We start from the raw sequence: 22,823 nt of genomic DNA on the forward strand, positions 1-22,823 counted from the left end.
GTACTATTTATGGAATCTCTTTATATCTGTCATCCTATAAATATGAAAAGAATTATTTTATTCATTGTCTTTCTACTTTCAAGTAGTGTATTCGCCCAATCTAAACTATCAGTCTATCGATTGTTCTCCAATGAGCTAAAAAATGACCGTATCCGAGGAAAACATCTGCAATTGAGGTTTGAAAAAGACGCTAATAACAATATTGGCTTCGACACGATAAATATACAGAGCAAATATATTCCACCCAAGATAGCGTCTATTTTGAAAAACAACACTTCCTTCGATACCGGTAAGTATGAGTTGAAAATATACTGGGACTTATACTCAAGCGAAGTCTATACCCACATAGAAAAAGTGAAAATATACGAAGGATTTCCTAATTTCAGTGAATTTGATGCCAGACCAGTAGGCGGAGTAAAAAATTTTGTAAATCAGATTCTATCCGATTTTAAACGAAATAATTTCGATCCTTATCAGCACACATCTTATACCAACCCGATTGAAGTATTCGTTGATAAGAATGGTCATCATAGCTTTTTATCTCCTTGGCAAATCATCGTTCATTTAGACAGTGCTAAATTAATAAGTTGGAAGCCTGCTTTGTATAATGGCAGACCTAAAAATAGTATCTTCTCTTTCAGATTGACTAATAATCATCCTTTAGTAACCGACATTGAAATGCCCGAAACAGATCAAACATCCAAAGTATTTGTCTTAGACGAAATGTATAAAGGTGAAAAGGTAAGATTTCGATCTGATACGGAGACAATTCCAGTAGGACGGGTTGTTATTTCATTTGTGCTCGACCTATCAATTGATCGATTAGTAAATCCTATTATTCATCGGGATAACGGCAATGATGCTACCGAATTTATTAATTTTATCCAAACTTATATACCTTCAAAATACAGTCTCTATACCTCATTTTTCTCTCATCCAAATCGTTATTATTTTTATATAGCCCCACCAATGGATAAATAGCTAAAGTTTATTGTCCCCAAATTGACTTTAACAGGTCCCCTGAGTTAAGTTTATCCCCACCATTTGATTTTTCGAGATTTCTCCAAAAGTTCAATATCCACTTAACTTCCCCAACCGCTCCATCGCTTTTTTCTCCTTATCAGCTAGGATTTTAAGTATTTCCGACGCTTGCTTTATGTACTCAATCTGATCTGTCTCACTGATTTGATAAAATAAGTCTGAAACGGATTTCCATAACAAAGCTATTTCCACAAATTCTTGATGTGCTTCACGAAGTTGCTCAATCTGGAGCAGGTCATAACTTTCCTTTAGAAAATCGCGATATAAATTTCGGAACAGTGCACCGCCGGTGCCGGCTTTTTCCATCAGATTGGCAGCCATTTTAAATTCCGTGGTTACATCCTTACTCCTATTAAACCATTTTATAAGCTCCTGACTCGTCTTCAAAATCCCCTTGTAAGAAATATTTGTGATGGACGGATTTAGATATTCGTTTGCATTGTTGGCAATAGCGGTAATGACAGACTTTTTTAAGTCAAAGTTTTCACTCATTCGCTGTATTGTATAGTATAAGTTATTCGATGCCATTGGCCCCTTCTCAGCTCTCGCCAAAGCCAGACTTTCGAGCGAGGTTTTGACCTTCCCACCCTGTTGTCTGGTATCGACCAAAAAAGCGTTGTGATTATCATAACCGTAAATCGCAACATAGTGACCAGCGAAATGAAACGGATTAGTGAAATATTCAAGGTAATAAGCATCAAGTTTGAGCCCAACGATTTGCCCTCCATCCAAAAGCTGTTTGACCTGCTGCCAAGCCTTTGTTTTCGAGGTAGTTTCTCTTACAGAAAGCTCGAGGTTGAGGTTTTTACAGAGATTCTTTGTCAACAGATCGGTCTTTATGCGTCCACCCAAAAAAGGGAAATCCATTGTTTTCATATTCCAATAGATAAAACTAAGGCCTTCCCCGAGTCCAAAAAGCATGGGTTCGGAAAGTTCAATTCCAAGCTGCCGCAGTAGAGTTCCAGTGGCAGTAGTCTCACAGTGTTGTCCGTCAAACAGTTTTAGATTGCTCATCATGTTTTCTTTTGCTTAAAATTAGTCGTCTGAACTGACATCTCTATGTCAACAGGTAGTTATAGATTAGAAAATACCATCAATACAGCAAGAATCGTCGATACCTTCAGCCCCCCTCATCCCGACTGTCAATTTTTATATTTATAATTGATTAAATAAACAGTTAACTCGAAAAATATTTCCTTAAATATTAAGATTTACCATTTACCCTGTTTTGGCATTTCAGCTTTATTTTTTTCGTATTTTAATAAAACAAACCCCTTATACTTAAAAAAATATGCTGATTATAAATAGCATAAATCTAAATGACGAAAACCCTCCTGCGGAATATCAAACGATACCGAAAGGATTGTATTTTAATTTTCTGGCTGCCGAGAAACCGATCCGGCAAGATGAAAATCAATACATTGCCAGCAAAAAGATAGGTATACAGACTTTTTTGGAAATAAAGGGATCCTTCGAAAAGGATTGGAATTTTGATCTTAGCAATAGTAGGACAACATTTTGGCTTGCTTTCCAGTTCTTAGGTTCCTCATCGCTCAAAAACATTGACCATTCGACACTAAACCAGCAGCAGTATCTCGGCTATTTTAATACCGAAAAAAGGATCACCTGTCAACTGAAAGGTGGTAAAGCATGGATGGTCTTTATCGGAATAGAAATCGAAGACCCAACTATTTTAGCTCAGGAATAGAATAGCCTACAAATAGATCCGTCGATCTCCACGCAGATCTTTCCTGCACAAAAAATCGGCTATCGGATCAAAAAAGTATTGGAAATGATCGAAAAAATTAAATACTCGATCTATTCGATCAATGCCAGGCTCCAATTTTATACAACCAGCCTACTCGAAATCTACCACGGTGATCTACTGGAGCAACAAAAATCCAAACAGCAGGACGATATCTCCCTGCTACATCGTGCTAAAGCTTATATCCTCGAACATTACATGGATGAGAACCTCAAAGTCGATACTTTAGTAAAAGCGCTTTTGACGAGTAAAAGTACACTTTCGCGTGTATTCCAGGAAAACAATCTGACGATTAAAACAGCAATCAGAACCATTCGGATCTATAAAGGTCGCGAAATGCTCCGAACAACAAATTTATCTGTTGATATGGTTGCATTTCATGTACAATTCTCTACCGCCAAATATTTTATTAAAACTTTTGTAAATTACTTTGGTCATACACCTGCCACCGAGCGGAAACTACATCCACCACCATCCAAAATAGAAAATAAAGAGGATGATAATTAGAGAAGCTATCTTTTTCCCGTAAGGGGAACAGTTTCTCCCAGAAGATTACCAAAACTTCTTAAGAGGATTTACTTTTCCCCTTAGGTGACGCTAGTTTCTCCCAGGAGATCGCAAAAACTTCTTAGGGGATTTTACTTTTCCCTTAGGAGGATGCCGATTTCCCTCAGGAGATCGCAAAAACTTCTTAGGGGGTTTTACTTTTCCCTTAGGGGGACACCAGTTTCCCCCAGGGGATCGCAAAAACCTCTTAGGGGATTTTAATTTTCCCTTAGGAGGATGCCGATTTCCCTCAGGAGATCGCAAAAACTTCTTAGGGGGTTTTACTTTTCCCTTAGGGGGACACCAGTTTCCCCCAGGGGATCGCAAAAACTTCTTAGGGAATTTTAATTTTCCCTTAGGAGGATGCCGATTTCCCTCAGGAGATTGCAAAAACTTCTTAAGGGATTTTACTTTTCCTTAAGGGGAAGCCAATTTTCCCCGGGAGATTGCAAAAACTTCTTAAGGGATTTTACTTTTCCCTTAAGTTTCACCTTCGATCCTCCGATAACCCCAATATACGCCTATTAGCTTCAATCGCATTTTTTACAGATAATATTATTCCAAAACAATCATGAGTAGGGGTAAAATTGTCCCAAAAAGTTTTTCATATCCCCTCGAATTTTGAGACAATTTTACCCCCTCCACGTCTTCTCCACTGTCGTATGTTTGTATTGTTGCTAGCGATTAAATATTTTTTAAACTTTTAAATTTTAAAATCATGAGTCAATTAACAATCAATGACAAAGATCAGACAGATGTTCAATTAATGCAAACTGCTGAACAAATTGCCACTAAAATGGCAAAAGAAACAACACTATTCCCAACACCAGTGCCGACCTTATCAGCATTAGAAGCTGCACTCACGGCATTTCGGAACTCGGCCACCGAAGCGGCTTACAGGGATACTAGAGCGATCATGATTCGCAAGCAAAAAAGACAGGATCTGGTCTATATCCTTAAAGAACTCGGCAAATACGTGGATACTGTCGCTAACAACGATGATACCATTGTTCTTGCCGCGGGATTCAATCTGAGAAAGGCTAATAGCTCCTATAGCGGTTCGGTACCCAAAGCACAGCGCCCGATCGCCGAACCCGATCAGGTCGGTAGCGGACGTGTTAACTTAAAGACCGAAGCCTGGGCAGGTGCACGGATGTATCAGTTCCAATACAGACTCAAGGGAAGTGAAGCTGCATGGGCCTCACAGCTGAGTACAAAAAGTACTTGTATTCTCAATGGACTTGAGACGTTCAAGGAGTACGAGTTCAGGGTCTCCTATCTAGGGATTGATCCAACGCCGAACTACAGTGATACCACAAGCAGCTTCGTGCTGTAATCGCCACTGTATTTTAACGTTCAGCTTCCGCCGTCAACAGAAAGAATAACCTGTTATGGCGGAAGCAAATTTTCTTGGATAAGAATGAATTTCCACCGATGGAAGTATAAACAGCACAACACCGGACGCATCAGATAGCGTCAATAACGGGAACTTAAAAATACCGCCATCTCTTACATGGGTACAACAGGATGGAGAGAACGGTTATCCCACAAACGAGATGCAAAATCATAAAATACAACAATTATGAAAGAAGTTGTCAAAGAACATCCACTGCGGCCAATTATTCTCCGCTTTGACCCGGATAAGCCACAACTGGAGTTCGAAACTAAAGGTTTGTCGGCACATTACCTGATGCATGACCTCACTTGGGAAGCACAGCAAAAATTAAGAAAACTCAACGAGCAACTGGGAGAAATTGATATTAAAATCGCCGAACTGGAATACTACCTATTCCCCATTGAGCAGGATTTAGATATATTGGAGGTATTTCTCAAAATCAAAGATCCTTCGGTTCTACCCCTAAACAACTTTGATGAAGAGATAGAGATTACCATAGACATCAACGAACTTTTTAGTAGTATTACTGATCACAACCAACAATTGAGAGATCTTCATAGTGAAGTATCTACTGCATGTATAGCATACGAACAACATTATGATATGATCTATGAAAAAGAAAGCTGGATCGACGAACAGCTCTGGAAAGATGTCCATCAGATCTATGTCAATTACCTGAATGTAAAGGTGGATATTGTTTCCTTAGACCGGGACCAGGAAGAGTTTCGTGAGGTACTCTCCGATGTCTTTGACTATCAGTACAAGTATTACGATTATTTCGATCTTATTCTCTCCGTTTTCAAAACATTTCAGAAACGCTGTGACAAGTCTTATCGAAGGGCCGAAGTTGTCGATAAGGGCTTGAAAGAACTACGTGACAACATGCAATAGCCACTTGGCCATAAAGAGTGAAACTAACAAAGCCAATCTCTTTTGGAGACTGGCTTTGTTAGTTTTTCGATAACGACGCTTATGAAGCGCTTTTCTCAGTTGCGTTTGCAGCTTTTGAAGCATCTAAAGCAATGGCAGACTTGTCAAAACGAATTCTTACGCCTGAACCTACATCTACCAAGAAAGTAGTGTCAGATACCTCTACGATGCGTCCGTGGATGCCCGCAGTAGTAACAACTTTAGAGTTTACGCCCAATTCTTCAATATATTTCTTATGGTCTTTTTGCTTCTTCATCTGTGGTCTGATCATGAAGAAATAAAATACAACAATGATCAAAACCATTGGTAAAAAACTCATCATGCTACTCCCACCTGCTGCTTGTAATAATACTGTATTCATCTGTTATTATATCGTTTAATAATGTGTTATTTTGGTAATACTTCGCCCTTTAGTTGAACAGTCGTCATACCGTTGGAAGCATTCGATTGGATCGTGATGATCTTTTGCTGCTTACCGACCTGTCCCTCACTCTTGAAAGTCACATGGATATCCGATGTTCCTCCCGGTAAAATTGGACTTTTTGAAAACTCAGGCTGTGTACAGCCACAAGAAGCAGTCACTTTGGACAAAATAACCGGCGCATCACCCGTATTCTTCAATACGAATGTGTGCTTCACTTCTGCACCTTCTTTGACCTGGCCAAAATCGAAAGCCGACTCTGCAAATTCTACCTTACCCAATTGTGCCGCAGCTTTAGAAAGACTGTCTGTTGCTACTGCCTCAGTTCCTGTCTTAGCAGCTTCTTCTTTTCCTTTTTGAGAATTTCCGCAAGAAAAGAAAAGCACTGATGCCAAAGCTAAAACTGAATATTTACTAAAGTTCTTCATTTGTTGATTGATCTTTAATCCCTTAAACCACGACCTGCCTTCTGGATTCTTCCCTGTTGGCTCAAGTCGCTTAATATTTTATCTAAGATACCATTAATAAATGTATTACTTTTCAATGTACTGAATACCTTAGAAATTTCAATATACTCATTTATTGTCACTTTCACAGGAATAGATGGAAAATTCACCAATTCGCATATTGCCATGCGCATCAACAAGGTATCCATCAAAGCAATACGATCTGATTCCCAGTTCTTTGTCTTATCAGAGATCAGTTTCTGATACTCATTTGTATTGCGGATTGTCTTACCCAACAAGGCAATGACATAATCGCTATCATCATTCCAGTTTTGCGTGATTTCAGCAAGTTTGTTTTTACGCGGATCTTCCGAACTGAAGTTCTTAAAAGTTTTCGCGATCAATGCTTGCAACACTTCTTTATCGACAGGCCAGTTGATAAATTTCTCTTCAAAAACCTGCTCGATAACTGGTGATTTCAGAATGATCTTTTTAAAGATATGTTTGATGATATCTTTTTCTGTACCGATCGAACGATCTTCTTGTTGTAAATATTCCAAATAAGCTTCAGAATCTTTCAACTGCAAAAATACTGTACGCACGATCTCTGGATCAAAGCTCCATGAAATCTTATATTTTTTGACTCCTTCGGCATATTGCGGATTTTGTCTTAATGACTCAATAAAAGTATTTGTACTTAACTTGGTCGTTAGAGACAAGTCTTTTTCAGTTGGCAAAAACTTGTTGGCTCTGCCCTCTGCGTCTATCAATACATAATCGGATACCTCATCCAATAGATTCAGTGTCCAGATATACATCTCGTAGACCTCATCCACATTTTTTAATAGTGCTTTCTCAAATGTTTTGATGTCTTTGTCTTCTGTAAGACTGTACGCATAAAGCGTTTGCACTACTTTTACCCTCAGGTGTCTCCTGTTTAACATAGTAATTTTAAAGAACGATTTTTTATAAACTAATAAATAAGAACGATTTTGGAAAGAAGACTATCTTTTGATTTTTTTAATATCTTGGATACGCTTCTCCGCGATGCGATTGGCCGCTTCAAAAGTAGAGATATTCTCTTCTTTTGATTTTTTCAACACGTCTCTAGTCGCATTATATATGTTTTTGATCACAAACTCCGTGTGATCTACGCCATAATTCTGAATTTCTGAATAACAGCTAATCAATGCACCTGCATTGATCAAGTAATCCGGTGCATACAAAATACCTCTTTCGTGAAGAATAGTGCTTGTCGCTACCTCATCTTTCAATTGGTTGTTTGCTGAACCTGCAATGATTTTACATTGCATTTTTTGCGCTGACTCAGGATTTACTGTACCGCCCAATGCACAAGGTGAATAGACATCAAACTCATGATCGAATACTTCATTGTATGGGATTGGCTCTGCTTTGTATTTCGCCGCCACCTTAAGCATTTTCTCTTCGGTAATGTCACTCACGTAAACACGTGCATTTTCTTCACGCAACATGGCGATCAATCGCTCACCAACACTACCTACTCCGTGTACAATAACTTTTTTGCCTGCTACACTCTCTGATCCGTACAACTCTTTCAAACAGGCTTTAATACCAAAATAAACACCTTGGGCTGCAAAAATTGATGTATCGCCAACGCCACTGCCGTGAATTGCTTTTGGCAAACCAGCAACATGATCTGTCTCGGTATAAATATATTCTAGATCACGCTGGGTGGTACCCACATCTAAAGAAGCAATGAAATTACCATTCAATCCTTCGATAAACTGGCCCAAACGGCGCAATAAAACCTCAGATTTGTCCAAACGACTGTTACCAATAATAACAGCACTTCCGCCGCCCAAATTCAATCCAGTGATTGCCGATTTGTAGGTGATGGCCTTGGATAAACGTAAAGCATCCTCAATAGCTTCTTCTGTAGTTTCGTATGGCAACATACGAACCCCTCCTATTGCCGGACCCAATGTGGTATCATGGATCGCAACAATAGCTTTTAAGCCCACTAATTCATCATTACAGAAAAATAAGTTTTGATGGCCAGACTGGCTCATCAATTCAAAAATAGAATTTTGAGATGTTGACATAAAATGTACTACTCTAATTTGTTTTAATTTTTTAAGGTACTTGATGCAAAAGTAGGAAAATTATTCGTTGTGCATAATATCTTTTTTTATCCAAGACTTAACATTTGATTTCCCAATGACAGTAATTTCATCGAAATATAAAGCAGAGTTGACGAATTAGTCCTATTTTTGTACCCATAATATGAAGGATCTCGCTTACTTAAATAAGTACTTTTATAAATACCGCTGGAAACTGATTCCAGGGGTGATTTTTGTCATCATTTCCAATTACTTCGGGGTGCTCCCCGCAAAGGTAATCCGCGAAGCGTTTGACCTGGTACAGGAAAATATTTATCTCTACCGCCTGTTTGACGGATTTGATAGACAGGAGCTTATATATAAGGTATTTGGCACAAGCCTGCTATTCTTCGGTTTTGTGGTCTTGCTACTTTCGCTCCTACGGGGTATTTTCCTATTCTTTATGCGGCAGACTATTATTCTGTGTTCCCGTTATATCGAGTACGATCTTAAAAATGAAATTTACAACCACTATCAAGAACTGAATTTCGGGTTTTTCCGCAAAAACAATACGGGTGACCTGATGAGCCGTGCAACGGAGGATGTCAACCAGGTACGTAATTATCTGGGGCCAGCCATTATGTATGCCATTAATACCGTGGTACTGTCCATTATGGTCATTTATGCCATGTATAGTGTGAATGGAAGACTGGCTACCTATGCATTGGTGCCTATCCCTGTCCTATCTGTCATTATCCTTTTTGTCAATAAAATCATCAATAAACGCAGCTTAAAAATCCAAAAACAGCTGGCAAACCTCTCCTCCTTTGTTCAGGAAACCTTCGCCGGAATCCGTGTCATCAAGACTTATACCCGGGAGCAGAACAAAATGCAAGATTTTGAAAAGGAAAGTACGATCTACCGCAACACAGCACTGGACCTGGTTAAGGTACAAGCAGTTTTCTTTCCGCTTATCTTATTGCTGATCGGTCTCAGTACCGTCATCACCATCTATATCGGTGGTATTGAAGTTGCCAAGGGAACGGTCACAGCCGGAAACATCGCCGAGTTTATTATCTATGTCAATCAATTGACCTTTCCGGCCATGTCTTTAGCATGGGTGACCTCACTGGTACAACGGGCCGCGGCATCACAAAAACGGATCAATGAGTTCCTTGAAACCCAATCGCCGATTGCCAATGGGAAAATAGATAAAGAAATCGCAGGTGAAATCAAAGTAGAAAATATCTCGTTCACCTATCCCGAAACAGGCATTCAGGCCATTAAAAGTATATCATTCCAGGTACCTATCGGAAAAACACTGGCTATCATCGGAAAAACTGGTTCCGGCAAATCTACTTTGGCCAACCTATTACTGCGAATGTACGATATAGATCAGGGTAATATCCAATACGATGGTATTGCATTAAAGGATCTCAACTTCAAAAATCTACGTCAACAAATTGGTTTTGTCCCACAGGATGTATTCTTATTTTCGGATACAATTGCCAATAACATTGGTTTCGGTCTGGATCATTTCACACAGGAACAGATCGAACAAGCCGCTAAAGACGCTGCTGTATATGATAATATTATCGCTTTTGAAGATGGTTTTGAAACTGCTGTCGGAGAACGCGGTATCACCCTATCTGGTGGTCAAAAACAACGTGTATCCATTGCCAGAGCCTTGGTAAAAGAACCCAATATATTGATCTTTGACGACTGCTTATCTGCTGTTGATACCAAAACCGAAGAAACGATCTTACGCTCATTAAGCCGCATCATGAAGGGAAAAACCTGTATTTTCATTGCTCATCGGATTTCAACTATCAAAAATGCGGACCATATTCTTGTCATGGATCAAGGTCAGATTGTCGAGCAGGGCACTCACCTTGAGTTAATGGAGAAAAGAGGTGAATATTTTGAACTTCACGAAAAACAATTGCTGGAAAGCGTCGAAGGATAGTCACTGCTGCCCTAAATAATGGCAGTAAATACTGCACAAAATTAAATATCCCTGAATTCCGCTAAAGAAAACAGGGATTTTCTCTTTTACATTTGCCTTATACATTTACATCACAATTTATCGTATAAGTATCATGGAGAGAAACTCAGTGCAGAGCACATCATCAAACGAAGGCAAAACAGTTGCTATTATTTCCTATTTAACCCTCATCGGCCTGATCGCTGCCATCATCATGAACAATAAGGAAAAGACTTCTTTAGGTCAGTTCCACATCAGACAGAGTATCGGCATTACCGTCACAGGAATTGCATTGGGCTTGTTGCGCTTTATCCCAGGTATTGGTGGAATAATCATGAGTGTTGTCGGTATAATCTTACTGATCGCTCTTATATTGGGTTTAATTGCGGCATTCTCGGGCGAGAAAAAAGCCCTTCCTTTTATTGGTGAAAAATATCAGCAATGGTTTGATATGATTTAATCAGACCTTATTTAGCCCCTATTTTAGAAAAAAGGCTGTTCAAAAAAACTAGCATGAACCCCAAAAGTACGATAAGTACTTTTGAAGGCCAGTTCAGCGTTTGAGCAGCCTTTTTTATTACTGTGCCAGATCACTTGATATCTCCTGCTGTCTGTACCGTTTTTTCTTCTTTGAAAAAAACAGCAAACAGCAGCAGACAGAAAAATGAAATTCCAGCTGGTATAAACCATAGATATTCCCAGAATTGATCGGCATAGGCCACTTTGAGGTAATCTGAAACCCCACCGGCAACCCAGAATCCGATCAGCATCCCCACACCATACATGGCAATCGTAATCAGTCCCTGCGCCGAAGCCTTATACTTCTCTCCTGCAATCCGATCGGTATAGATCTGCCCGACGACAAACATGAAATCATAACATATTCCATGTAGAACGATACCTAAGATAAGCAGAAAAGCCTTTTCCTGTCCGTCTCCAAAAGCAAAGAACAGATATCGTAATGCCCATGCGGCAATACCCAATAAAATCATTTTCTTATACCCCAAACGTCTAAAGAAAAATGGAATCAACAACAAACAGATGGCTTCCGAAAACTGTCCCAACGCCATTTTTGCAGTAGGATTGGGCATACCGACATTGACCAAAAATGGATTGGCATTCTGATAATAGAATGAAATGGGAATACAGATCACGATGGCCGTAACAAAAAAGATTAAGAAACTCTTTTGTTTTAACAGTCCTAGGGCATCTAAACCAATGGCTTTTCCAAAATCAAATTTTTCATCTTTAACCCGTATCTGTGGTGGAGTTTTGGGAAGAAATAGGCTAAACAATGCCAAAAGCACCGAACAGACTGCTCCCAAAATAAAAGTATTGTGCAGGGTTCCCCGACTTATTGCCTCTGGACTATCCCAACGGAACAGGTAGCTGATCACAAGCCCCGAACAGATCCAACCGATTGTTCCCCATACCCTTACCCCCGGAAAATACTTTTTGGCATCTGCGATATGGCGGAAAGCAATACCATTGGAAAGGGAAACGGATGACATATAAGCCATGAAATACACAAACACATAGGGATAAAAATGGCTGGCATCAGGTGCCTGGGACATCCCATAAAGTAAAGCTGCACCGAGTAGATGCAAAACCGAGAGCACCCGTTCCGCATTAAAATAACGGTCAGCGACAAAGCCAACAAAAAAAGGAGCAAATACAGCCCCCAGGGACTGTGTAGAAAATATATTGGCTACCTCCATTCCTGAAGCATTCAGGGACTTGATCAGGTAGGTGCCTAAGGTGACAAACCAAGCTCCTTTGATAAAATACTCCAAAAACATCATCAAGGATAATTGGAGGCGTAAAGTAAACGTCATAGTGGTTTAGAATTGTTTCTGTTTACGAATATATCATTTATTTAGAGGACATACCCACCGCGAAAGCAGCCTTACATGTAACGATCTGCTTACCATAATCTGATTTTATCTGTCTTAAATGCTCAACCTTGAAGTGACTTTCTAGACGACTACCGCCCTCTAAAGGTCTAAATCTGTGTTTTCTTTCAACGATCATTTTTTGTCAACGATCAGGACCCTAATCGCCAAAGACAAAGATGGTGATATGACGCCAGGCATCTCGATAGGATGATAGCTATCACGAACTGCGATTACCCAGGAAAGACTTTCTGCTATTCCGGCAAGACTTTCCGCATAAAATTCAACCAGTTCTGGCTGGCGATTTTTTCAAGATCAGCGCTGCTGTACCCGCGTCGTTTCAATATCCCAAAAACCTTTTGGATATCGGCAATGGTCTCCAGATCGTAAGGACATTGCTCCCGACCAAAGGCTCCATCCAGATCGCTCCCTACCCCAACATGATTGACATTGCCCGCCAACTGACAGATATGGTCGATGTTATCGGCCATGATTTCCATCGAACAATTGCTGGATTTGGGGTCAGATATACCACGTACCCAGTTGGGCACCATCATCCAGGCATCTAAAGCAACGCCGATAACAGCTTCCTTCTCCACCAGAATCTTGATCATCTCATCGCTAAACTGTCGGTTGTGATCGACAAACTTCCGACAATTGTTGTGGCTGGCCCAGATTGCCCCATTGTATCGTCCCATCGCATCCCAAAAAGCATCGTCATTAAGATGTGTTGCATCCAGGATCATCCCCAATCGTTCCATTTCCTGCAATAACTGCATACCTTGCGCATTCAATTTACCGGAGGAATCGGTTCCATTGGCATATCTTCCCGGGCCATAATGTGCAGGGCCGATCGCCCGCAAACCGTAATTGTAAGCAACTTCCACATGACTGATATCCACCAGAGAATCGGCACCTTCCAAACTCAGCAGGTAACCGATGGGCTTCTCGGAGTGGTCGGTTCCATTGGACCATAATAAATGATGTTGATCCAAATCGCTCTTTGTTTTAATCATTTTCATATGTCCGTCAGCCTCCATAGCCTTGTACCAGGCCAATTGCCCCTGTGTCTGCGCCCAAGCCTGCTCTGCTGAGTACCAGCCCGGCAAAGTGCTGTCCGGACGGACAAATCGTGCAATCTGCGTGGCTACGACGATACCGATATTCCCTTTGCGTAGCTCTTCAAAAGTAACCGTAGCTTTTGCCCGGTCGGGCTTATCTTCCATCCCCTGCTCCCTTCGGTTCAATTCCTGAATGGGTAGCCGGAGATCTCTATTCCACTCCATGGCATTCATGCTCAAGTCTAAGTGAGCATCAACCACAAAAGGTATTTCAAATTCGTACATATCAATAATTTATCTTTTTACCTCGTGCAAGCACCTTCCAGACCTGATCCACAACGGCATTGTTGACGACCTGCAATTCGTCGTAACAGGCAACTGTCGGACAGATATGCCGCGGCACACCATACAGTTCATCACCTATCTTGAAGTCGGCACTGTCCCTGACTTCAACGACCAGATGTTCTTCACTCTGCATTTTGATCTCACCGATCCGCTGGTCAAAAAATTTGACACGGGGCTGCGGCGATTCGCTGGCAACAGACTTGTAGCCAAGATCCAGGCAGAGATGCTTGTGATCTACAATGGAAACAACACGTGTCAGCAACACAGCGGCAACTAAAAAGTCCTGTTCGGCATAATTTTCAGCATAACCAAAATCCCAAAACACAAATGTACCCGGACTGCATTCTACATCACTGCGCTCGGCATGAAACGGAAAACTGGGCGATCCGCCGATCACCTTCGTTAATGGGGTGGTCGTGGAAACCTGCGCCATGACATAAGCCATTTCGAGTACACTGTAAGCCTTTTGACTTTGTTGCTCACGTACTTTGTCATCTTTATCGTGAATATGACCATCGTAGCCGTGTACACCGACCAGTTGAATTCCATCCAATAGCTGAATGTCTAACACAAGGCGCTCTATCTGTGCAATAGAAGTTCCAGTACGCCCCATACCGACGTTTACATCGATATAAACTGCGATAGGTTGCCCTTTTTCCACCCCGCATGTGGATAGCTGTAATGCAGAATCCGCATTATCGACCAGACAGGCATAATGTGTATCGGGGAATGCTTCAATCAGCTGCAGCAAACGATCAATCTTGGGTCCCACAGGCTGATAAGCCAACAGCACATCCTTTGCCCCTGCAATACCCAACAATTCGGCTTCAGCAATAGTTGCACATTTGAATTTGCTGATCCCACGCTCCAGCATCAACTGACAGACCTCCTGACATTTATTGGTTTTGATATGTGGACGTAGACGATCCACACGGCCGTCCACAAACTTCAGTGCTCGGTCTATATTCCGAACGATACGATCAGGATACACCAGCAGTGCCGGTGTATCTACCTGATCGACATTTTGTACTCGATACCAAGTTTCCATGATCAGCTCGTTAATATAACTCGAATAGCGCTTCGATTTCGACAGGGATATTATCCGGTAAAGAGCCGAAACCAACTGCACTGCGTGTACCGATTCCATTTTCCTCGCCCCAAACCGCAGCAAACAACTCACTACAGCCATTGATTACCCCAGGATGGTACAAGAAATCGGAAGTACAGTTGACCATACCCAATACCTTAATAACCCGTTTAATTTTATTTAATGACCCCAAATTGGTTTTGATCGTCGATAGCATCGTCAAGCCTACCTGTCTGGCCGCAAGTTTCCCTTCCTCGGGGCTGATATCACTACCAATCCGTCCTATAATCAGGGAAGCATCATCCTGTACTGGCCCATGTCCAGAAAGATAAAGATACTTTCCATCAATAACATATGGTTTATAGACACCTTTAGGTGCTGGTGCCGGTGGTAATGTCAAACCTAATTTCTCAAATTGTTCATCTGCGTTGTACATCGTGAATGATTTAAAGTTTAAAAATATAATAGCTAATATAAAATTATTTGCAATAGCAAAACAGCAACCAGTCCGACGACAGAAACAATTGCTTCCATAATCGACCAGGAGAATAAGGTATCCTTGACGCTCAGGCCAAAATACTCCTTAAACAACCAGAAGCCTGCATCGTTGACATGGGAAAACATGAGACTTCCCGCCCCGATTGCCAATACCATCAGATTGGGGTCAACCTTGCCCGCTGTAACAATGGGTAATAAAACTCCCGCAGCGGTCAATGCGGCAACTGTTGCTGACCCCACACAACCTCTGATGACCGCAGTAATTAACCATGCTAACAGCAAGGGTGAAATAGGAAGTTGCTGTAGGGTATTGGCCAACAAAAGGCTCACACCACTATCCTCCATAACCTGTTTGAAAACTCCAGATCCGGCAATAATCAATAAGATCATCGCAATATCCTTGACTGCGGACTCATAGATCGACATGACTTTGACCATCGAACGGCCAAGTTTCAATCCCAATAAGTAGGTGGCCACAACGATCGCAATGACCATGACCACTGTTGTGCTACCGATAAATTTCAACCAATGCTGTACGTTGGTATCATCGGTATGGTATATATAAGGTATAAGTGTAAATAAGATAATCAGTAGGACGGGTAACAAGGCAACGACCAAACTGGTACCAACCGTAGGCTGCTTGTACTCCTGTTGATCGACTGTTTTTTCCTGCCGGAAGATTGATTCTTGACTCGGGAGCATATTCCGTAGCGATCGGCCAAAAATAGGGCCACCTAATATGATAGCGGGAATGGCAATCAGAAGACCATATATCAGCGTCAGTCCCATATCCGCATGAAAAAGTGCGACCAGCGCAACTGGTGATGGATGCGGGGGAATAAATCCATGGGTGACCGATAATGCGGCCAGCATGGGCAGCCCAATATATACGGCCGGAAGCTTGTATCGATAAGAAATCGAAAAAATCAGCGGTACCAGCAGCACGAAACCAATCCCGTAAAACAACGGGATACCGACGACAAAACCGGTCAGCATCAGACCCCACTGCAGGTATTTCTCCCCCATCAGCCGAACCATCTGCACAGCGATAATTTCAGCAGCGCCACTTTCGGCAACAATCTTGCCCAACATGGCCCCCAGCACAATAATCAGGGTCAGGCTTCCCATAACCCCTGCAATACCTTTTTCAATGGTACCGACCAGTTGATCTGGCGCAATACCCAAGCACAGTCCGCTGAGAATAGAAACGAATAAAAAAGAAAGAAACGCATTAATCTTAAAATAAGTAATGCATAGGATGAGCAAACAAATGCTGATTACAATGAGGATTATGGTCATTATATCAATATTAGGTCCACCCCTCAATAGAGAGGTTTAATAAAATTTTGGTCTAGTAAATCATTTTTTCATCCTGAAAATACAATTATTTTTCGTTTTCTGCAAGGAAAGTGAAAAATAATTGAAAATATCGCCATACACGACTATAACGACAGTCGCTGTTTTTTTAAAGCATCGAATATTGGAACTACTTATTTGTTTCGGTTGATGAAATACAATGGGAACGGTTCAGCTACTTGGGACGCTGAAAAAACGAAGGTGATTTTTTTCAAATGCGTAAGACAAAACATAACGTTAGCTTCTAATATTTAAAAGATAGACCCCTAAAAGACAGACTCGTAAACGACAGACTCGCTAAAAAAATGGAGCCCTATTGAATTAATAAGAAAACAGTATAGCTATAACCTGAATCTGCAGGGTTTGGGAAATCCTTGCAGCGATAGAGAAAAAGGGCTAGCCAAGAGAAAGCAGTTCAAGAAAAAGGCTGTCCAAATTATTGAACTGTACCCAAAGATTTGGTTTAAAACCTTTGTGGTACAGTTCAACTTTTCAAACAGCCCTCTATATATTGATACGATAATCTAAGTTGCTAGTGCAGCAAAAAAGAACATCGAGTTACTTACCTGGGATCTCTTTTAGAATTTCGAGCACAAAGCTCCAATATTTCTGAACAGAAGATATCGAAGCGCGTTCTGCCGGTGAGTGTGCACCCAATATCGTAGGGCCAAAAGAAATCATATCCATACCGGGATAATTGGTTCCCAATATACCACATTCCAATCCAGCATGACAGGCCACAACTTCTGGAGCCTCCCCATGTTGTTTTGTATAAATGGATTTAAGCACCTCCAAAATTTCAGAATTTGGATTGGGTGCCCATCCCGGATAATTTCCGGAGAATGCCACATCAAAACCGCCTAATTCAAAGGCTGCCTGTAATGAATAGGCTAGATCAAACTTGGACGTTTCAACCGAAGACCGGGTCAAACATTTGATCGCAATCTGCTCCGCTCCGACCTCAACTTTAGCGATATTATTGGAAGTTTCAACAAGATCCTCGAAATCTGCACTCACCCGATATACACCATTCAACGCCGCATAAACGCAATTAATTAAATTCTCCTGTACACGGACAGGAACAACTGTCGTCCATACTGCATCCGTTGGTTCCACCAAGATTTCCATAACCGGTTCAGTCGTCGCAAACTCGATTTTGATAGCCTGAGCCAATTGTGTTAAAGCCTCAACAAAAACTGCCGATTTATCTTTGCTAACAACAACCTTGGCTACACTCTCCCTTGGGATTGCATTACGAAGGCTTCCTCCCAATAACGATGCAATACGTAAGCCATAGCGTTCATTTGCCTTAAACAGTAGACGGTTCATCACCTTATTCGCATTTGCAAAGCCCTTATGGATATCCATACCTGAATGTCCGCCATGCAACCCTTTTACTGTAAGTTCAAAAGATACCGTATCTGAAGGACAGGCTTCTGCGATATAGGATTGCGTTGCCGTAACATCAATACCGCCCGCACAACCGATGTCTATCTCATTGTCATTTTCAGTATCAAGGTTCAATAGGATCTCGCCTGACAACACACCACCTTTTAATCCCAAAGCCCCGGTCATTCCAGTCTCTTCATCAATGGTAAACAAAGCTTCAATCGCTGGATGAACAATTGTTGTCGACTCTAAAATAGACATGATCGTAGCTACACCCAGCCCATTATCTGCACCCAAAGTAGTTCCTTCGGCTTTTACCCAGTCACCATCGACATACATTTTGATCCCTTCATTATCGAAATCAAAAACAGTATCGTTATTCTTTTGGTGAACCATATCCAAGTGTGATTGCAACACCACAGTTTTGCGATCTTCCATTCCTGCACTTGCCGGTTTCTTGATCAGCACATTACCTATTTCATCTACACTGGTTGCTAAGCCCAGGTTTTTTCCGAAATCTACCATAAATGCAATCACACGCTCTTCTTTTTTCGAAGCCCGTGGAACAGCATTTAAAGCAGCAAAATTTTTCCAAATTGCTTTTGGTTCTAATTTATCTAAACTATTTTCCGCCATATCTAAAAATTTGTACCCGCCAAAGTTACTCCATTTTTACAATATATCCCCCCTTTATCGGAAGCTTATAAAAACAAAATCCCTTCGCTGATCGTTCTTATAAGAGTGTAAACTTGAAAAATACTGACATGCACAAACCCGTAAAAGTAGAGCGAAAAGACATTTATTTCAAACCGGATAAGAAAAGGGTGCTGGCAAGGTTCTTCTCGCTCGGTGAGGAGCGTACCATCAAGGTCATCAAACGTGCACTGGATCTGACCGAATCCGAGCGTAAAGAGGTTTTTGGCCAGGTTCTTCGGAGCTACACAAAAAGACATCGTAGTATTATCAATATTTTCGAACGTAATTTTGAGCGTGTGAGCTACCTGCTGGAAAAAGTCCCTTTTCCAAAAGAAAAACTCAGCCAATTGGACAAGCTGCTCATCGGCTCTTACTTTACGATGGAATATTCCATTGAATCGGCGGCCCTTTTTAATCCCTCCATCGTAGAACATCCGGATCAGACAGAGCTCTTTAAGGGTGAAAAACGGGTGATACTCAGTTTTCGGGCCACAGGTGAAGGCCATGTATCCTCGATTGTATTTCGGGCCGGAACACTTGATCTGGACAATAATATTCACATAGATTACATCGGTAATTTGTTGGATAAACCTATTCAGGTCAAAAACCACCGTTATCATAAAGAATCTTTCTTAAAGAAGATGAACGAGCTTCATGCCGAACCCACTGAAGTCAAAACGAAACTTGAGCAGAAATTAACAGCAACATTTACCTATGAAGAACTCAAACGCTATATTGACGAGGTCAGACAGGACAGTGAGGAAAATCTAGAAAACATTACTTTTCTGCAGCAGGCACTGTGGCTGGCCTCATCGCATTATGAAATGACTTTTTCGCTGGATACCTCCATATCCGAACGTGTGATCTTCCCGATTGCTGACACCGAAAAAAGAGGAATCGAAGACGCCCGCTTCGTGCAATTCAAAGATGAAAAGGGCGAAAGTGTCTACTATGCCACCTATACGGCCTACGACGGTTTTAGTATCCTCCCCAAGCTTTTGACCACGAAGGATTTCTATCACTTTAAAGTGAAACCGATCTATGGCGAGATCGCCAATAAAGGCGCAGCGCTCTTTCCCCGAAAAATCAATGGACGATACGCGATGCTCTGTCGGATAGACGGTGAAAACAACTATATTGCTTATTCGCATAATATTAATATCTGGCAAGAAACCGCCATACGTATCCAACAACCGGAATATGCGTATGAATTTGTGCAGATAGGCAATTGTGGATCACCGATAGAGACACAATATGGCTGGCTGATTTTGACCCATGCTGTCGGACCGATGCGAGAGTATGTCCTCGGCGCTGCCCTGCTGGATCTGGACAACCCACATGTAGAAATAGGCCGCCTGCACAGCCCTTTGATGACTCCCAATGACGAAGAGCGGGAAGGCTATGTACCGAATGTTATTTATTCCTGTGGCGCACTGGTTCATAACGAACAGCTTATTTTGCCCTACGCGATGTCCGACTATGCATCGACTTATGCAACCATCAATCTGGAAGAACTCCTACTCGCTATTTTGAATCCTGAGCGCTATCAATAAAGGCGCGGTAAACCACGATATAAGCGAGGTAAAAACAGAGTGTACTTTCAGCCCCTTGATTTCGGTTGATTCCATAGGATTCAAGGCCATCACAGCATCCCTTGGTCTCCTCATCATACAGGCCTAGTTTTAAGTCATTCTCACCTAAAAACCAGCGGAAGGATGCGATCATACGGGCAAAATATACTTTTTTGTTGGTGAGTCTAAAGGCCTCACGGTACATAAATACCATTGCTGTGACATCGAGGGGCTGCTGGCCAAATTTGCTGATATGCTTCCCCTGTTTTGCCCATTCCTGATTTCCGACTAAAGAAAGACCTCCGTTCTGAACGGTAATACCCTCCAGGAATGTCAGGGTCAGCAAGCCTAATTGCTTCACAGCCTCATCATTCAGAAATGGATAGGCCGTCAATAAGGCATAGGGCAAAATGGCATTGTCATAAGCCAGTACTGGTTCAAACCATTGCCAACTGTCGTCCGAGCTTGCCTCATATTCTTTGATCAACTTTCCGATCAGCTCCCGCATTAGTTCGACCATAACCTCGTCATTCGACTGATGATGCAAGTACTCCGCAATTCCGAGTATGGTATAGGCAATAGCACGGTTGGACCGCAGCTGCTTAAAATGTGCTACGGACCTGAAAAACAACTCATGTCCCAACTGATAATAACTTGTCAATTTCGTTTCGCGAAGGAGTACACCCAAAGCCCAGACTGTTCGACCAAAAGAATCTTCAGAACCCACTTCATCCAGAAAATTATGCTGAAAACTCATGAAATTATGAAACAATCCGTCTTCGCGCTGATGATAATAGATATAACTCAAATAAGTTGAGATACGACGATCATGACGTTTGTCCGCAAAGTCAGGCTGAGCCAATAGCGTCACCAGTAGGGCCCGCGCATTATCGTCCAGGCAATAACCTTCCTTATAATTAGGCAGTGAGTAGGTCGCATGTTGCAGTATGCCGACCTGGTTGGTCAGGCGATCAATATGCTTCCAGCTGAATTTGGGCATTTCATCTTTGGAAAATGTCACGTTTTCTTTAAAGCCATCAAGCGAAGGAACTACTTTATCCAAAAGTCGGGAATAGCGGAGCCCGATATTTCGCCAGGTCATTTCTTTACCAAAGACCCGGGCATTGTCCCGCAGCGTCATGCGATATTCCTGATTGCTAAATAGTGCTGCCAAGGTCGTTGCCATTAATGCTGGATTCTTAAATTCGACCAGTACACCCCGACCATCAGCCAATAACTCCTTGGCATGCCAATATGGAGTAGATACCACTGCTGCTCCTGCTCCAATGGCATACGATAATGTGCCACTGGTGATCTGGGCTTCATTGACGTAGGGCGTGACATACACATCACAGGCAGATAGATAGGTCACTAGATCGGACTGGCTCACAAAAGAATTGACAAATTGGACATGATCTTCCAAATGGTATGCATCGACCATGCTCTTTAGGTATTCACGGTATTCTTCACCGGAATGGGCAAGCACATTGGGGTGTGTCTTGCCAACGATCAAATAAATAAGATCGGGTTCGTTTTTAACGACCGTAACAAGTGACTCGATAACTGTTTCGATTCCTTTATTGCGCCCTATAAACCCGAAAGTCAGTAAAATCTTTTTCCCGGAAAATCCCTTTTTCTCTTTTGCTTCCTCCTGACTAAGATGAAATTCGGGCACACCATGATGGATGAGCCTAACTTTTGCCGTATTGACCCGATAGACAGATTTCAACAGTGTAATTGCATAATTACTCATGACAACAACAATCGAAGCCCGTTTGACTATTTCAATTAAAATTGCCTTTTCATCTACATTTGGCTTTTCCAGGATGGTATGTAAATTGACCAGCAAAGGAATATGAAGTGCATTGATAAGCGAAAGAATATATAGACCACTATTTCCGCCGAAAATACCATATTCATGTTCCAGGATAACGCAATCGTAACCGTTATTGTTGATATAGTCCGCAGCCGCGATGTAAGAAAGCTGATGCTGTTGATCTATGGTAAAAACCACCTCTCCAGGATAAGCATAGTCGCGGTCCGCAACGGCAATGACATGCTGGATCAAATCCTGGTTGTGTAAGGCCACAGCATGTAATAGATCCGAGGTGAAGGTGGCAATCCCACATTCTTTGGGCAGGTAAGTACTGATATAAGCGATTTTCATTGAAATGATTGTTTTGAATAAAAGCCTTTTGTGAGGGCAATAGCATTCGTGTGTTCCATTATCTAAATGCTTTTCAACAGCAAATTGTTTGTAAAGAGTATGTTATTTAATCCGGAAGGAGTAAATTTCGTGGATAAATGGCTTCCTTAAA

20 protein-coding genes are annotated in these 22,823 nt (G+C 41.6%); 8 read left to right on the plus strand and 12 right to left on the minus strand.

Annotated features, from left to right (window positions below):
• Positions 1-42 precede the first annotated feature (42 nt).
• Positions 43-981 (plus strand): hypothetical protein, encoded by a 939-nt coding sequence (locus DFQ12_RS07375; protein WP_120258312.1) that lies wholly within the window; start codon positions 43-45, stop codon positions 979-981.
• 90 nt (positions 982-1,071) lie between these two features.
• Here DFQ12_RS07375 and DFQ12_RS07380 read toward each other — a convergent pair whose 3' ends face one another.
• Positions 1,072-2,058, minus strand: a complete 987-nt coding sequence (locus DFQ12_RS07380) for a BtrH N-terminal domain-containing protein (protein WP_120258313.1) — start codon at positions 2,056-2,058, stop codon at positions 1,072-1,074.
• A gap of 274 nt (positions 2,059-2,332) precedes the next feature.
• Between DFQ12_RS07380 and DFQ12_RS07385 the strand changes: the two genes are divergently transcribed.
• The 4 genes from DFQ12_RS07385 (at position 2,333) to DFQ12_RS07400 (ending at position 5,639) form a co-directional block, all read left to right on the plus strand.
• Entirely contained in the window at positions 2,333-2,749 is a 417-nt protein-coding gene (locus DFQ12_RS07385; RefSeq protein WP_120258314.1) for a hypothetical protein, read from the plus strand.
• 84 nt (positions 2,750-2,833) lie between these two features.
• Positions 2,834-3,313 carry a helix-turn-helix domain-containing protein gene (locus tag DFQ12_RS07390; protein WP_120258315.1) on the plus strand — a complete coding sequence of 160 codons (480 nt, stop codon included), beginning with the start codon at positions 2,834-2,836 and terminating at the stop codon, positions 3,311-3,313.
• 757 nt (positions 3,314-4,070) lie between these two features.
• Positions 4,071-4,688 (plus strand): hypothetical protein, encoded by a 618-nt coding sequence (locus DFQ12_RS07395; RefSeq protein WP_120258316.1) that lies wholly within the window; start codon positions 4,071-4,073, stop codon positions 4,686-4,688.
• A gap of 246 nt (positions 4,689-4,934) precedes the next feature.
• Positions 4,935-5,639: a hypothetical protein gene (locus DFQ12_RS07400; protein WP_120258317.1), complete on the plus strand. Its 705-nt coding sequence runs from the start codon at positions 4,935-4,937 to the stop codon at positions 5,637-5,639.
• A gap of 79 nt (positions 5,640-5,718) precedes the next feature.
• Here the strand turns inward: DFQ12_RS07400 and yajC are convergent, their stop codons facing one another.
• From yajC to DFQ12_RS07420, 4 genes are read right to left on the minus strand one after another with little or no spacing between them, the layout of a single operon-like run.
• Positions 5,719-6,039: a preprotein translocase subunit YajC gene (gene yajC / locus DFQ12_RS07405; protein ID WP_120258318.1), complete on the minus strand. Its 321-nt coding sequence runs from the start codon at positions 6,037-6,039 to the stop codon at positions 5,719-5,721.
• Positions 6,040-6,065: 26 nt separating this feature from the next.
• The gene (locus DFQ12_RS07410) at positions 6,066-6,527 is read right to left on the minus strand and encodes a DUF1573 domain-containing protein (RefSeq protein WP_120258319.1); all 462 of its coding nucleotides are present in this window, start codon (positions 6,525-6,527) and stop codon (positions 6,066-6,068) included.
• A 14-nt stretch (positions 6,528-6,541) separates the two neighbouring features.
• A complete protein-coding gene (gene nusB, locus DFQ12_RS07415; RefSeq protein WP_120258320.1) occupies positions 6,542-7,489 on the minus strand; it encodes a transcription antitermination factor NusB in 948 nt (315 codons plus the stop codon).
• Between the two features lie 60 nt (positions 7,490-7,549).
• Positions 7,550-8,629: a Glu/Leu/Phe/Val family dehydrogenase gene (locus tag DFQ12_RS07420; protein ID WP_120258321.1), complete on the minus strand. Its 1,080-nt coding sequence runs from the start codon at positions 8,627-8,629 to the stop codon at positions 7,550-7,552.
• 181 nt (positions 8,630-8,810) lie between these two features.
• Here DFQ12_RS07420 and DFQ12_RS07425 point away from each other — a divergent pair, with 181 nt between their 5' ends.
• Both DFQ12_RS07425 and DFQ12_RS07430 read left to right on the plus strand, forming a co-directional pair.
• Positions 8,811-10,592, plus strand: coding sequence for an ABC transporter ATP-binding protein (locus DFQ12_RS07425; protein ID WP_120258322.1), 1,782 nt, complete (start codon positions 8,811-8,813; stop codon positions 10,590-10,592).
• Between the two features lie 133 nt (positions 10,593-10,725).
• Positions 10,726-11,070 (plus strand): magnetosome magnetite crystal formation protein family, encoded by a 345-nt coding sequence (locus DFQ12_RS07430; RefSeq protein WP_120258323.1) that lies wholly within the window; start codon positions 10,726-10,728, stop codon positions 11,068-11,070.
• Positions 11,071-11,200: 130 nt separating this feature from the next.
• Here the strand turns inward: DFQ12_RS07430 and DFQ12_RS07435 are convergent, their stop codons facing one another.
• The 6 genes from DFQ12_RS07435 to DFQ12_RS07460 form a co-directional block, all read right to left on the minus strand.
• Positions 11,201-12,445: an MFS transporter gene (locus DFQ12_RS07435; protein ID WP_120258324.1), complete on the minus strand. Its 1,245-nt coding sequence runs from the start codon at positions 12,443-12,445 to the stop codon at positions 11,201-11,203.
• Positions 12,446-12,756: 311 nt separating this feature from the next.
• The gene (locus DFQ12_RS07440; protein ID WP_120258325.1) at positions 12,757-13,848 is read right to left on the minus strand and encodes a dipeptidase; all 1,092 of its coding nucleotides are present in this window, start codon (positions 13,846-13,848) and stop codon (positions 12,757-12,759) included.
• A 1-nt stretch (position 13,849) separates the two neighbouring features.
• The gene (locus DFQ12_RS07445) at positions 13,850-14,956 is read right to left on the minus strand and encodes a D-TA family PLP-dependent enzyme (RefSeq protein ID WP_120258326.1); all 1,107 of its coding nucleotides are present in this window, start codon (positions 14,954-14,956) and stop codon (positions 13,850-13,852) included.
• 10 nt (positions 14,957-14,966) lie between these two features.
• On the minus strand, positions 14,967-15,431 hold the full coding sequence (locus DFQ12_RS07450) for a RidA family protein (RefSeq protein ID WP_120258327.1): 465 nt from the start codon (positions 15,429-15,431) through the stop codon (positions 14,967-14,969).
• Positions 15,432-15,463: 32 nt separating this feature from the next.
• Positions 15,464-16,792 carry a GntT/GntP/DsdX family permease gene (locus DFQ12_RS07455; protein WP_120258328.1) on the minus strand — a complete coding sequence of 443 codons (1,329 nt, stop codon included), beginning with the start codon at positions 16,790-16,792 and terminating at the stop codon, positions 15,464-15,466.
• A gap of 615 nt (positions 16,793-17,407) precedes the next feature.
• Positions 17,408-18,874 carry an aminoacyl-histidine dipeptidase gene (locus DFQ12_RS07460; RefSeq protein ID WP_120258329.1) on the minus strand — a complete coding sequence of 489 codons (1,467 nt, stop codon included), beginning with the start codon at positions 18,872-18,874 and terminating at the stop codon, positions 17,408-17,410.
• Positions 18,875-19,002: 128 nt separating this feature from the next.
• On the opposite strand from DFQ12_RS07460, the gene DFQ12_RS07465 reads away from it, so the two are divergent.
• Positions 19,003-20,487: a glycoside hydrolase family 130 protein gene (locus tag DFQ12_RS07465; RefSeq protein WP_120258330.1), complete on the plus strand. Its 1,485-nt coding sequence runs from the start codon at positions 19,003-19,005 to the stop codon at positions 20,485-20,487.
• Here DFQ12_RS07465 and DFQ12_RS07470 read toward each other — a convergent pair.
• Positions 20,459-22,672: a glycosyltransferase family 4 protein gene (locus tag DFQ12_RS07470; protein WP_120258331.1), complete on the minus strand. Its 2,214-nt coding sequence runs from the start codon at positions 22,670-22,672 to the stop codon at positions 20,459-20,461. The genes DFQ12_RS07465 and DFQ12_RS07470 overlap by 29 nt on opposite strands.
• Positions 22,673-22,823 lie beyond the last annotated feature (151 nt).

Source organism: Sphingobacterium detergens, from assembly GCF_003610355.1.
GTDB classification, from domain to species: domain Bacteria; phylum Bacteroidota; class Bacteroidia; order Sphingobacteriales; family Sphingobacteriaceae; genus Sphingobacterium; species Sphingobacterium detergens.